Genomic DNA, 12,117 nt, shown 5'->3' on the forward strand with positions numbered 1-12,117 from the left:
GGGCGGTCGCCGCGCCGTCAGCGGAACCCCCATGCGCGCAGCCGCTCCTCCAGCGGCCCTCGGACCTCGGCGGCGATCAGCTCTCCCCGCCCCGCGAGGATCGTCCTCAGCGCTTCGAACACCGGGCGGCGGGCCGGTCCCACGACACAGCGCCCCGCGCCGGCCAGATACATCGTCGGGCGCAGCGCCCAGGCGGCGGGGGCCTCGTCGTACTCACGGAACGCGCAGAACACCGGGCCGTGGAACGCCGAGTGCGGCAGGGTGACGGCGAAGGTCGCGCCCGCGCCGGCGGCGACCGTGCGCGCCACGGCGGTGGCGGCCTCGAAGTAGACGAGCGGTTCCAGCGCGCCGCCGGGGTCGAAGGGCGGCGGGGCCGCCATGAAGTGGTGGAAGCACTCGGGCAGGGTCGTGCCACGGCCCCGGGGTGAGAAGGGGACGTCCCGGAAGGCCTGGAAGGACGGCGAGGCGATGAACGCCTCGGCGAGTTCACCGGCCGTGACGCCGTGCAGTTCGCGGACGGCTTCGAGGGTGCGCGGGAACGCGTCCTTGAGTCCCGGCCCGGTTCCGGTTCCGGTTCCGCCGAGGACCTTGGAGCGGATACGGCGGCCCACGAGGGTCAGTTCGTGCGGGTCGACCTTGCCGAAGACGTCGGTGAGATCGCCGTCGACAGGGAATTCCGGGTTCCGGGGGCCTCCGGAGACGAAGGCGGCGCGGAAGGCGGCGTCGTACAGCAGCCGGTCGAGGACCCGCAGGATCCGCTCGTGCCGGCCGGCACCGGGATCGGCACCGGGATCGGTCTCCGTGCCGGTGCCGGTGTCCGGGGCCTCAGACGGCACGGCCGTACTCCTTCCAGGAGCGGACGAGGGAGAAGAGACGCTCGGCGTTCGGCCGGGACTTGGGCACCAGCGCTCCGTCGGCCCCGAACTTCGGATCCTCATAGGTGATCCCGGCGAGCCTGGGCATCCTGGGCAGCAGATGCTCCAGCAGGGCGAGCTGCTCGTCCAGCAGGACGCCGTGGTGCAGATCGCGGAATCTGCCGTCGACGATCTGACAGCCCGACAGATGCACCTCGTGGCACCGCTCCAGCGGCAGCGCGTCGAGCCCCTCGAACATCCGCTCGCCGGTCCGGCCCATCAGCCACTGGTAGGCCAGCACATGGCCGATGTCGACGGTCGCGAGCGCCCCCGTCTCCCGGATCACCGCGGCGTAGAAGTCGAAGGCGTCCAGCGTGCCCACCAGGAAGCTGCCGCCCTCGGTGAAACCGGGGAACTCGACCGACAGCGGCGCGTCCAGCCGTCGCACCCACTGGCCCACCTGCGCCACGCACAGCCGCAGGCCCTCCTCGGTCAGCACCGGCGGCATGGGGTACGGCAGGCTCCGGCCGGCCAGTGACCAGATGCCCAGATCCTCGATGATCCAGCGGAATCCGTACCGCTCGACCAGGGCGTTGGTGAAATCGGCGATCGCGGAGCCGTCGTAGGTCTCGGGGCTGCCGGTGTTGAGCATCGTGTGGTGGAAGGCGCGTGGGCGCTCCGGGCCGAACAGCTCGAAGATCCGGTCGTACGCGGGGAAGTAGCGCTCCGGTGTCAGCGGACCGTGGTCGATGGGCTGGAAGGCGACGAACAGGTAGTCGTACTCATGGGCGTTCCGCTTCAGGAAGGTCTCCACCTGATCGGTCGGACGCCCCGGGCCGCCCCTTTCAAAGCCGATGCGCTCGCCCCACACGAGGTCCATGCCCAACCCGAGTCCGAGTTTCTCCATCAGGCACTCTCCGCTTCCGGGGATTCCGGTTCGAGCAACCGTTTGTCGATCATCCGGCTGAGCCAGCGCTCCGCGCCGGGCTTGTCGGCGGTCAGAAAGCCGTCGGGGGTGCGCACCACACCGGCGGGGACGGCCGTCATCCTCGGCCAGGCCACATCGGCGAGGAACCAGCGCGTCTGTACGGAGTCGAGCGCCACCGCGAAGCGCGGCCGGGCCCTCAGCCCCCGGCGAAGGGCGCTCACCCCGCCCCGGCCCGCCGGGTCCTGGCCCGGTGTCCGCGTCTGCGCTTGTGCCTGCGTCTGCGTCTGCGTCTGCGGCAGGTCGGGGCGGCTCGCCCGTTCGACGTCCGGCACCGCCTCCACGGTCATCCGCAGCAGTCGGCGGCGGGCCTCCTCGGTGGCCTCGCCGTCGAGCATCGCGCCGCCGACGCGACCAGCGGCGAAGGCCAGCCCGTCGTTGGTGACGAGGTACTCGTCGTCGCCCGCCGCCGACCGCAGCCGCTCGGCCCACAGATAGCTGCCCGGTTCCGCGACGAGCAGCTGCATGGTGTCGAGGCCCAGTTCGGCCGGGTGCCGCTGGATCATGTCGACGGTGTCGCGGAAGCCCCGGGCGGCCAGCGGATGGCCGTAACCGTCCATGAAGGAGAGATTGGCGACGATGCCGGCCCGGACGAGATTCTGTACGGCGCGTTCGGCGTGGGCGGCGTCCTGGCCCTTGTGCAGGGAGTCCAGGATCTCCTGCCGGCCGGTCTCGAAACCGGTCGACACCTGTACGCATCCCGCCTCGCGCAGCCGCAGACAGAACGCGGGATCGGCCAGCTCCGGCTCCAGCCGGGCCCGGACCCGGAAGGTGAGCGAGGCTCCGCGCGCGCGGACCGCCTCCATCACCCGCAGCAGATGCCGCAGGCCCGTGTTCTCGTCGGCGACCGCCACATCGGTGATCCCCAGCCCTGCGGAGAGGCCGACCAGCTGGCGGGCGGCGGTCTCCGGATCGATCTGCTGGAAGGCGCGGGCGTCGCGGTAGCGGTTCCCGTACGAGCAGAAGGTGCATTTGCCCCAGAAGCAGCCGACGGTGAGCCGGTAGGGGAACTGATGCGCCTGATTGCTGTAGTCCCGGAAGTCGAACGGGCCGAAATCCGGGGCGGGTTGCTCATTGAGGGCGAATCCGTCCGCGAGCCCGGCGGCGTCCGTGTCCGCCGTGCGGCGGATCGCGGCCGTGGCTCCCGTACGACCGGTGCGTATCCGCGTACGGGAGCCACGGCCGCCGCCGGGACCTGCGTCGCCGAGGAGACGGGTCAGATACTCCTCGCCGTGGCCCAGGCACCAGTGGTCCACCTGCCGGGCCGCCGCCGTCCTCCTCCGCAGCGCGGCGGCCCACATCTGGACGGTCGGGCCGCCGAGCATGATGCGCTGCTCGGGCCGGCGCTCCTTCACCAGCGCGCAGAGGGTGAGCACCGGGACGACCTGGCTGAAGAACGGGACGGAGAAGCCCAGTATCCGCGCGGGATCCCCGGTGAGCAGCTCGTCGAGGCGCCCGGCGCACCACTGGGCCGACCAGCGCTCCCGGCTGCGGGCGACCAGGGTGTCCAGCTCGGACAGGAGGAGGGGACCGTGGAGGATCCAGCCGTCCCGGTCGGCCTGCTGGGTGACATAGCGGCCCGTCGCCTGAATGGCGGCCTCCTGGGCGAACCCCGACGTCCGGTCCCCCGACGTCCGCAGCAGACGGGAGCCGTGCAGCGCCCGGTAGCGCTCGCTGACGGTTCTGAACACGGCCCCGGCGGTGGGCGGCGCGCCGCTCGGGCCGCCGGTGCCGGGAGCGTCGCGCAGCATCACCCGGGCGCGGTACTCAAGGTTGAGGTCGACCGTGCGCACCTCGTGGCCCTGGGCCCGCCAGGCCGCCGTGAGCTGGGGCAGGGCCAGATACGGGAACTGCACCGCCTCGCTCACCGGCGGCATCGCCAGCAGTACGTCACTCATGGCCGGCCCGCGCTCCTCCCCCTCGTCAGGGTGTCGACGACCGACAGCCGGTGGCGGGCGGTCTCCCCGGCCTCCCGGTCGTCCACCGAGGCGGCGAGCAGCGCCACCGTCCGCCACACGTTCGAGCGCAGCGGCAGCTCGTCCGCGACGGCGCGCAGCTCGGCGAGGGCGGGGCCCGGGCCGTCGAGGCGCAGGGTGGCGCGGGCGCACAGGACGCGCGCGTGCATGCCGAGGGTGTCGCGGGGGTCGATGGCCGCCGCTTCCCGCAGCGCGGTCCGCGCGGCGCGGTGCTCGCCCCGCGCGTAGCGCGTCGCGCCGATGCGGTACGCGAGCCAGCTGGAGCGGTGTCCGAGGGCGGCGGCCCGCTCGAAGAGCGTCCGGGCCCCGTCCGGGTCCCCGTCGGCGACGGAGAGGCCGAGCAGCGCCAGCACCACGCCGGGAGCGCCGGTCGCCCCGCTCGGATCGCCCACGCCGGCGCCCCGGTGGACCCGGAGCATCAGATCCTCCGGCCAGGGGAGCGGCGGCAGGTACGAGGACTCGCGGGCTTCGAGGCCGAGCCGCCGTGCCACGTCGGGGCCGACGGAGCGGAATTCGGCGGGCAGGAATCCTGATCTGGTCGACCAGCTCATGGCCGACACCTCGCCCCCGCAGACCGTGACCAGCTCGGCCAGGCGGTCGGCCGAGTGCTCGGTCGTGCCGTGCTCGTCGACCAGCCAGTCGAGGTCGATGTCGGTGACCACCTCGCCGGTCACATGCCGCGCCAGATGGCGGGAGAGGAGTTCCGGCGGCACCACGGCCAGCCGTACGCCGCAGAGCGTCACGGTGAGACAGCAGTCGCTGACGACCGGTTCGGCGGGCTCTCCTCCGGTGGCTATGAGGGAGACGCCGTTGACGGCCCGTGCCTCCCACCCCTCCCCCGCGCCCCAGGAGGGCACCCACACCAGGTGCTTGAGGTCGGCGGCGACGGCGGCGGCCGACCAGAAGTCGTCGAGGCCGAACGCGCCGGGCACGCCGCGGACCGGCAGCCCGCGCACCAGCCCGGCGGGGGAGGCCGAGTTCGCGACGGCCGCGCGGAGTGCTTCCTCGCCCCCGGGGGCGAGCGGTTTGAGGTCGAGGTGCCGGTCGAAGCAGACGACGGTCCGGTCGCGGTACGGGCTGTCGGGCCACAGCGCCGCGACCTCTCCGTGCTCCTCGAAGAGATCAACGCGCGTCCGCATCCCGGGCCCCTTCCGTTTCCGCGCGGGGCGTGCGGGGCGTCGCCGGTACGGCGGCGGGTGCGGACTCGGGCTCGGGCCGCGTCTTCCGGGAGGAGAAGCGCCGGGCGTCCGCGCCGAGGGTGGCAGCGGCGGTGGTGACGAGCACGAGCAGACCGGCCCAGAGCATGATGGTGCCGGGGGCGAGGAAGCGCAGCATCGCCGCTCCGAGCAGCTGGCCGAGGGGCAGCGAGGCGAAGGAGAAGAAGAAGTCCGCCGAGAACGCCCGGCCGTGCAGGCGCTCGGGCACTTCCCTGCGCAGTCCGGCCATCTTGACGACGTCGAAGGCCTGCTGGCCGATGCCTCCGGCGACGAAGGCGGCTGCCAGCAGGAGGACGGATCCGGTGAGGACGGGCGAGAGGGCGGTGACGCCGAACAGGCCGAGCAGGGCCAGGGCGTACAGCCCGCGCCGCCGGCCGGTGATCCGGCCGCCGACCAGGGCTCCGACGACGGTGCCGATGGCGAAGGCCCCGAGGACGAAGCCGTAGACACGCGCGCTGCGGCCCTCCTCGATGAGGAAGACGGGCAGCGCGACCATCCAGGGGCCGACGGCCAGCAGGACATGGACCACGGCGAGGATCTGCATCTGCCGCAGCCAGGGCACCCGCCAGAGCACGGCGAGTCCCGCCAGGGCGGATCGCGCCAGGGACTCCCGGGGTTCTTCCCCCTGGTCTGCGGGGTCCGGCCGGGTGCCGTCGCCCGGGTCCGCCGAGGGGTGCGCCTTCGCGGCCGGCGGGCGTCGGGCGAAGCGCGCTCCGGCCCAGCGGGTGGCGACGGCGGACAGTCCGAACGCGGCCGCGGCGGCGACCGCACCGGCCGAGGAGTCGAGTACGGCGACCAGGGTGGCGGCCAGCGTCGGTCCGACGATGCCGGAGATGTTCCGCATGCCCTCCAGGAGTCCGTACATGGCGGTGGTCGCGGCTTCGTCGTCCGCGCCCGTCGGGCCGGACGGCCGGGCCGGGGCGCTCTCCGGGCGCGGGCCCGCGCGCAGTGTGCGTGGCGCGATCAGCAGCAGGGCGGGCTCGCTCACCGCCTCGCACAGTCCGATGAGGACGGCGACGGTCAGAAGGATCGCGTCCAGTTCGCCGTCCCACATCAGGGCGAGGGCGATCAGGGCGAGGAATCGGGTGGCGTCCGCCGTGACGGCGGCGGTGACCGGGTTGACGCGGTCGAGCAGCGCGCCGCTGAACAGCACGACACCGCCGAGGGCGATGAAACGGGCGGCGAACGCCGCTCCGACGGTCTCCGCGGCCGTCCCCGACTGGGCCGCCGCGACCACCACGATGATGGGAAAGAACGCGTCACCGAGAAGGGAGACGGCCTGACCGAAACAGAGCCCGGCGAACCGGCCGCTTCTCAACAGACGGAGGTAGATTCCCACCGGGAAGAGAAAACCTTTCTCGATGAAGCACGCCGCCGACCCGCCTCTTCAGGGTCGGAATCTCTCAAGTGGAGGCGTAGTACGCGGCCGACGGCATGCGCCCTTCAGTGTTTCATCCGATCACGCGGCGAAGCGGAAAGCGTGGAAAGCCACGCTCTCGTCGAGATCCTCGGCCTCGAGAACCTCAAGGCTGTCGAGGTCCTCGATCTCCTCAAGAATGTTTTCCTGACCGGTCGGCTCGCCCATGAACCCTCCTGAAAAAGGAAGTTGACGCGACAAGAATTCTTGCCGCGTGCGACATTCCATGCTACCGCGATCACCCTGAGCGAAATGCTGACGGCCGAGATTGGCCAGAAATGGTTTTGCCATATGAATGACTTAATGCGCACGGGGGATTGATCCGTCACCCCACCGGGCTCATTGCTCAACCCACGGAGCGGGGGCCCCGGCAGCCACAGTTTCGCGGCTCCTGAAACCCCCGCCCAATTCGCACGGCCTTTGCCACCGGGCCGAAGTCAGGCCACTGCCGTGATCAACGGCTCACGACGCGTTCGGGCCCACGTCCGTCGTCGTGAGCGGACGGCGGACGGGGGCCGCCGTCGTGTACTCGTCCGCCCCGATGTCACGGGCGGTGCCGCGCGCGTGGCCGTCGATGTCGTCGGCGACGGCGGGGCTCGCCAGCGTCGCCGCGCCGATCGCCGGGCTGCCCGCCGACAGCCGGAACACCCCGTCGGCACCCTGCTGGAGGAGGGGGTCGACCCGGGTGTAGCTTCCGGCGGGGATGTTGCCGTTGGACGCCGCGCCCCACAGGATGTTGCCCTGCCAGCCGAAGCCCGTGGTCGCGCCCATCTCGACCAGGCTGCCCACACCGCCGACCAGCAGGTTGTCGGCGATGACCACGTCCCGGGGCTCATGGGCCCTGGTCTCGCCGGAGAGCGTACGGGCGTTGCCGATCAGGGTGTTGTGCGCGATCACGGCACGGTCGCAGGCGTCGTTCCCCCGCCGCTGCTCGATCGTCTCGCCGGAGTGGTGGTCACGGGTGGTGCCGCTGCCGACCACCAGGGCCCGTCCCGAGAGACCGCTCAGATAGTTGTTGACGATCAGATGGTCATTGCCGTAGACGCGCACACCGTCGGTGCCGCCGATCAGGTAATTGCCGTCCACCGTGGTCTTGTTGCCGTGGCGCAGCACGATTCCGCCGAGGCTGTCGCGGATCGTGTTGTAACGAATGGTGTTGTCCGAGGACTTCACCGAAATGGTCTCGGGGTCTCCGTTGCAGTTCTCGAAGAGGTTGTACTCCACGATCGCGTGGGCGCTGGAGAGCGCCCGGCCGCTGACGCCGAGCCGGATCGGCTCGCCGCCGTTGGCACCGGCGAAGCTGTGGTTGGCGAAACGGTTTCGGAAGATGTGCAGACGCTGGGCCAGCGCGGTCGAGCCGGGGCCGTCGAGCACCACGAAGATGCCCTCGGTGGATTTGTCGTGGAAATAATTGCGATCGACCTTGGCGTCGTCGCCGCGTACGACCACCCAGTCGAGCCCGGTGATGTCGGCGAACCGGAAGTCATTGCGGGTCAGCCGGATGCGGGGGCTGTTCGCCGGGATCTCCAGCGTGGTGCTCTGGCGGAGGGCGAATCCGCTGACAGCGATGTCGCTGGAGTTGTTGAAGACAAAGCTGCGCTCGCCGTTCAGCACCGCGCCGCCGCGCGACTCCGCGACGATGGTGATCGGCGCGCCGCTGGTGCCGTGCTTGCCCGAGATGTTGATCGCGCCCCCGGAGGGCACGGTGTATGTCCCGTTGGCCAGGACGATCCGGTCCCCGGGGGCCGCTCGGTTGATCTCGGTCTGAAGGTCGCTCAGCGAAGTGACCCTCGTCGTGGCGGCGGACGCGCCGGCCGGCAGCAGCGCGGAGAGCGGGACCGCGGCGAGCATCGCGCCGGAGAAGGTGCCTTTGAGGAGTGAGCGTCGGTGCATGATGCCTCCAGAACGAAGGAATAAGTGCTGGTCCAAGCCTTGCTGACGCAGCGACTCTACGTGAGGAGGTAAGCGGGGGAACCATGGCTCGACAGGCGGCGCGTTCGCCAGTCAGCCGTCCTCTTTCAGCCCGTTGTGGTCATGGAACCAGTGGGCCCCGAACGCGGCGGGCACTCCGAAGGGATGGTGCGGATCGGTGAGCTGATGGAACAGGAACTCCGTGACGGTGCACTCGAACCGGATTCCCTCCTCGATCCCTTCATAGGTGGCGTACAGGCCCCAACGGTCGGGATCGGGGCCCTCGGTGACCCAGGCGAACGCATGGTGGTCCTCAGTGCCGGCCCAGTGCAGCACTCCTCCCGGTGCGGGGAAGGGCGGATAGGGCTCCCACGATTCCTGACCGGCTCGCACCGCGAAATCCGCGTGCCGGATGACGTCGCGGGGAGAGTAGACATTGAAGTATCCGTCGAACAGCCCCTCCCCGAACGTCTCGTGGAGACGCTTGTAGTCGTTCGGCAGACGGGTGCCCAACCGGGCCTCGACCGCCGCCCAGTCGACCTCGCCGGGCGCCCCTGAGGGCGACCAGCCCGTGACGGCGACCAGCCGGTCCAGCCAGGACGCGTCCGGCGGCAGCCCGTCCGGGCTCGGCGCGGGCCGCCGCGCCACGGCCAGCAGCGGCCGAGCGTCCTCGCCACGCCGCCTGCCGAACGCTATCCACCGTCCGGCGAACGGCCAGACATGCGTCCAGCGTGCCTCCTCGCCGCAGGGCAGCTCCGCCGGCAGCCCGCCCTCCTCGGTGAGCGGACTCCCGTACCAGTTGTCCAGCACCTCCGGAACGTCCGCCACGTTCGTTCCCTCGGGGACGGTCAGACACGTGTGCCCCGCCCGGTGCCCCGGCTCCGGGCAGACCAGCTCGACGGAGTCGGGCCATACGAGGGGGCTCACCGCCCTCAGTAACTGTTCGGCTTCCATGCCGAGAAGTGAATCACCCGGCACTGACAACGCCCCGTTCCCGAGTCTCCCCCTCCGGGGTCCCCCGGTCTTGGAAAGGATTTGTCCGTGACCTTGCCGTCCTCTGTACGGGCGCTAACCCGACTGCCGGGAAGGTGATGCAACCGGACTCGCCCACCCCCACTGAGCAGGAGTTTCCCCATGAAGCGCACCTTCCGTACCCGCGCTCTGATCGCGACGACGGCCGCCGCGGTCGCCGTCACCGTCGCGGTGGGCGTCGCCCAGGCCGGCGACACGGACGACAAGCGCGACACCAAGGCCGTCGAGCGGGAGATAGCGGCGCTCTTCGGCCAGTGGAACGCGGCCCTGCTCACCGGAAGCCCGGAGAAGGTCGCCGACCGCTACGCGACCGACGCCGTACTGCTCCCCACGGTCTCGCCGGACATCCGTACCGACCGCACCCAGATCGTCGACTACTTCGAGCACTTCCTCCAGAAGAAGCCCCAGGGCGAGAAGATCCGCTCGGTCATCCATGTGCTGGACGGGAACTCGGCGGTCGACACAGGTCTGTACCGCTTCCACCTGACCGACCCCAAGACCAGCAAGACCGCCCCCGTCGTGGCCCGTTACACCTACCAGTACGAGAAGCGCGGCGGAAAGTGGCTGATCATCAACCACCATTCCTCGGTGCTCCCGGCCGCGGGCTGAGCCGCAGACCGATCCGTACGCAGAGCCCGCCCCCGGGTGTGTCGCCCAGGGCCACCGTCCCGCCGTCGTCCGTCACCAGCTGCCGGACGACGGCGAGCCCCAGGCCCGTCCCGGATCTGCCGGTCAGCCCCTGGCCGCGCCAGAACCGGTCGAAGGCGCGGGACTGCTCGGCGGCGGACATCCCCGGCCCCTGGTCCAGGATCTCCAGCACCGCCGTCTCACCGTCCGGCACCGTCAGCCGGACGGCGATGGTGGCTCCGTCGGGAGAGACCTCCAGCGCGTTGGAGAGCACATTGTCGAGCACCTGGTCGAGGTTTCCGGGACCGGCCAGCACATGCGGGCGTTCGTCGACGCTGCCGATGAGCATGATCCGTACCCCTCGCTCGTCGGCCGCCGGACGCCAGACGCTCAGCCGCTCCGCGACCAGTTCCCACAGCGCCAGCGGCTCCGGCGCGGACACCTTCGCCTCCGCGCGCGCGAGCACCAGCAATCCGCTGACCAGCCGGCTCATCCGGACCACCTCGGCGGTGGCCTGCTCCACGTCCTCCCGTACGAACTCGTCGTCCACACCGTCGGCGATATTGTCCAGCGAGAGGCGCAGCGCGGTCAGCGGGGTGCGCAGCTGGTGCGAGGCGTCCGCGACGAAGATCCGCTGGGCGGCGACCAGGGTGTCCAGGCGCTCGGCCCCCTGGTTGAGGGTGCGGGCCAGGGTCCGGGTCTCCTGCGGCCCGGTGATCGGCGAGCGCGCGGTGAGATCCCCGTCGCTGAAGCGGCTGGCCATGTCGTTGAGCTGACGCAGCGGCTTGGTGAGCAGCCGGGCCACGATCGCGCCCAGCCCTGCCGCGACGGCCAGCACGCCGACGGCGAGGAAGGCCCGGAATCCCCAGATCCGCCAGAGCCGGTCGCTGAGTTCCTCCGTCGCGTACCGGATGCGCACCGCGCCGACGATCCGGCGTTCGTCGGCCTGTGCGTACGCGGGCACGGTGACGACGAGTTCGGGGCCCCAGACCGGGCGGTCGCCCCAGTCGCTCGTGGTGCGGCCGTCGCGCAGCGCCTTGGTGAACGCGGCGTCGGCGGGGTGGGCGGGCATCGGCAGCGGCGGTACGGCCACCCCGTCGGCGGAGACCACCTCAACCCTTCCGGGGGTCTCGTCCGCGTACGCCTCCGCGACCCTGGCCAGCGCCTGGCGGGCGGGCGCGTCACCGCCTCCGAACAGCAGGGCCATGGTGGTGGCCTCGCGGCGTACCGATTCCTCGGTGTCGCCGCGCAGTTGCGTGGTCAGGGTGAAGGCCACCGGGACGGTGAAGGCCGCCAGGGCGACGCCGACCAGCAGGACGTAACTGACGATCAGCCGCCGGATCATGCCGTCGTCCCGCCGCCGGGGGGGCGTTGTGCGCGGGGCCGTTGTGCGCGGGGCCGCCACGGCGCTCACCCGGCGTCCGTGCTCTCGGTGAGGACGAGCCGGAAGCCCACGCCGCGCACCGTCTCGATCACCACCGCCCCGGCGAGCTTGCGGCGCAGGGCGGCCACATGCACGTCCAGCGTCTTGGTCGGGCCGAACCAGTTGGCGTCCCAGACCGCTTCCATGATCTGCTCGCGCGACATCAGCGCGCCGGGCTCCTCGGTGAGAAAGGCCAGCAGGTCGTACTCCTTCGGCGTGAGCGCGACCTCCGCCCCGTCCAGCCGGACCCGTGCGGCCTTGCGGTCCACCAGCAGCCTGGAGCCGTAACGGTCCGGCCCGGCTGCCGCCTTCTGCGCGGGCTGGACCCGTCGCATCACCGCGCGGATCCGGGCGATCACCTCGCGGACGCCGAAGGGCTTGGAGACATAGTCGTCCGCCCCGATCTCCAGCCCGACGACACGGTCGGTCTCGTCACTGCGGGCGCTGATGACGATGATCGGCACATCACCGCGCCTGCGCAGCTCCCGGCAGACGTCCAGCCCGTCGGTGTCCGGCAGTCCGAGGTCCAGCAGCACCAGGTCATAGGCCTCGGTGACGGCCAGCGCGGCCGTCCCCGTACTGGCCCACTCCACGGTGAAGCCGTAACGCAGCAGGCCGCGTCGCAGCGACTCGGCGACGGGCTCGTCGTCTTCCACCAGCAATACCCGCAATGCT

The 12,117-nt window shown here is 71.3% G+C and carries 11 protein-coding genes; 1 reads left to right on the forward strand and 10 read right to left on the reverse strand.

The genetic code is table 11. From position 1 onward, the window contains the following. Nucleotides 1-17: 17 nt before the first annotated feature. The 8 genes from ABD371_RS08070 to ABD371_RS08105 form a co-directional block, all read right to left on the reverse strand. A complete protein-coding gene (locus ABD371_RS08070) occupies nt 18-836 on the reverse strand; it encodes a hypothetical protein (RefSeq protein WP_344474307.1) in 819 nt (272 codons plus the stop codon). Continuing rightward, nucleotides 826-1,761 (reverse strand): multinuclear nonheme iron-dependent oxidase, encoded by a 936-nt coding sequence (locus ABD371_RS08075; RefSeq protein ID WP_344474309.1) that lies wholly within the window; start codon nt 1,759-1,761, stop codon nt 826-828. Before ABD371_RS08075 ends, ABD371_RS08070 begins: the two co-directional genes overlap by 11 nt. Beyond that, nucleotides 1,761-3,737: a B12-binding domain-containing radical SAM protein gene (locus tag ABD371_RS08080; protein WP_344474310.1), complete on the reverse strand. Its 1,977-nt coding sequence runs from the start codon at nt 3,735-3,737 to the stop codon at nt 1,761-1,763. Before ABD371_RS08080 ends, ABD371_RS08075 begins: the two co-directional genes overlap by 1 nt. Continuing rightward, nucleotides 3,734-4,954 carry a tetratricopeptide repeat protein gene (locus ABD371_RS08085; RefSeq protein ID WP_344474312.1) on the reverse strand — a complete coding sequence of 407 codons (1,221 nt, stop codon included), beginning with the start codon at nt 4,952-4,954 and terminating at the stop codon, nt 3,734-3,736. The genes ABD371_RS08080 and ABD371_RS08085 overlap by 4 nt, the downstream gene beginning before the upstream one ends. Beyond that, nucleotides 4,938-6,371 (reverse strand): MFS transporter, encoded by a 1,434-nt coding sequence (locus ABD371_RS08090; protein ID WP_344474314.1) that lies wholly within the window; start codon nt 6,369-6,371, stop codon nt 4,938-4,940. The genes ABD371_RS08085 and ABD371_RS08090 overlap by 17 nt, the downstream gene beginning before the upstream one ends. Before the next feature lie 120 nt (nt 6,372-6,491). Beyond that, nucleotides 6,492-6,617, reverse strand: a complete 126-nt coding sequence (locus tag ABD371_RS08095) for a hypothetical protein (protein ID WP_344474316.1) — start codon at nt 6,615-6,617, stop codon at nt 6,492-6,494. 294 nt (nt 6,618-6,911) lie between these two features. Beyond that, complete coding sequence (locus ABD371_RS08100; protein WP_344474318.1) at nt 6,912-8,342, reverse strand: chondroitinase-B domain-containing protein; 1,431 nt, start codon at nt 8,340-8,342, stop codon at nt 6,912-6,914. 111 nt (nt 8,343-8,453) lie between these two features. Then, nucleotides 8,454-9,314 (reverse strand): SMI1/KNR4 family protein, encoded by an 861-nt coding sequence (locus tag ABD371_RS08105; protein WP_344474320.1) that lies wholly within the window; start codon nt 9,312-9,314, stop codon nt 8,454-8,456. 180 nt (nt 9,315-9,494) lie between these two features. Here ABD371_RS08105 and ABD371_RS08110 point away from each other — a divergent pair, with 180 nt between their 5' ends. After that, entirely contained in the window at nt 9,495-10,001 is a 507-nt protein-coding gene (locus ABD371_RS08110; protein ID WP_344474322.1) for an SgcJ/EcaC family oxidoreductase, read from the forward strand. Here the strand turns inward: ABD371_RS08110 and ABD371_RS08115 are convergent. Both ABD371_RS08115 and ABD371_RS08120 read right to left on the reverse strand, forming a co-directional pair. After that, complete coding sequence (locus ABD371_RS08115) at nt 9,964-11,364, reverse strand: HAMP domain-containing sensor histidine kinase (protein ID WP_344474324.1); 1,401 nt, start codon at nt 11,362-11,364, stop codon at nt 9,964-9,966. The two genes, ABD371_RS08110 and ABD371_RS08115, sit on opposite strands and share 38 nt — an antisense overlap. Nucleotides 11,365-11,429: 65 nt before the next feature. Further along, nucleotides 11,430-12,113: a response regulator transcription factor gene (locus tag ABD371_RS08120; RefSeq protein WP_344474972.1), complete on the reverse strand. Its 684-nt coding sequence runs from the start codon at nt 12,111-12,113 to the stop codon at nt 11,430-11,432. Between the last annotated feature and the right edge of the window lie 4 nt (nt 12,114-12,117).

It is taken from the genome of Streptomyces amakusaensis (assembly GCF_039532665.1).
Taxonomy (GTDB): Bacteria; Actinomycetota; Actinomycetes; order Streptomycetales; family Streptomycetaceae; genus Streptomyces; species Streptomyces amakusaensis.

Bases quoted from the DNA above. Each gene is read 5' to 3' on its own strand.
- ABD371_RS08085 (WP_344474312.1), bottom strand. From the start codon at position 4,954: ATGCGGACGCGCGTTGATCTCTTCGAGGAGCACGGAGAGGTCGCGGCG.
- ABD371_RS08075 (WP_344474309.1), bottom strand. From the start codon at position 1,761: ATGGAGAAACTCGGACTCGGGTTGGGCATGGACCTCGTGTGGGGCGAG.
- ABD371_RS08095 (WP_344474316.1), bottom strand. From the start codon at position 6,617: ATGGGCGAGCCGACCGGTCAGGAAAACATTCTTGAGGAGATCGAGGAC.
- ABD371_RS08105 (WP_344474320.1), bottom strand. From the start codon at position 9,314: ATGGAAGCCGAACAGTTACTGAGGGCGGTGAGCCCCCTCGTATGGCCC.
- ABD371_RS08080 (WP_344474310.1), bottom strand. From the start codon at position 3,737: ATGAGTGACGTACTGCTGGCGATGCCGCCGGTGAGCGAGGCGGTGCAG.
- ABD371_RS08100 (WP_344474318.1), bottom strand. From the start codon at position 8,342: ATGCACCGACGCTCACTCCTCAAAGGCACCTTCTCCGGCGCGATGCTC.
- ABD371_RS08110 (WP_344474322.1), top strand. From the start codon at position 9,495: ATGAAGCGCACCTTCCGTACCCGCGCTCTGATCGCGACGACGGCCGCC.
- ABD371_RS08115 (WP_344474324.1), bottom strand. From the start codon at position 11,364: ATGATCCGGCGGCTGATCGTCAGTTACGTCCTGCTGGTCGGCGTCGCC.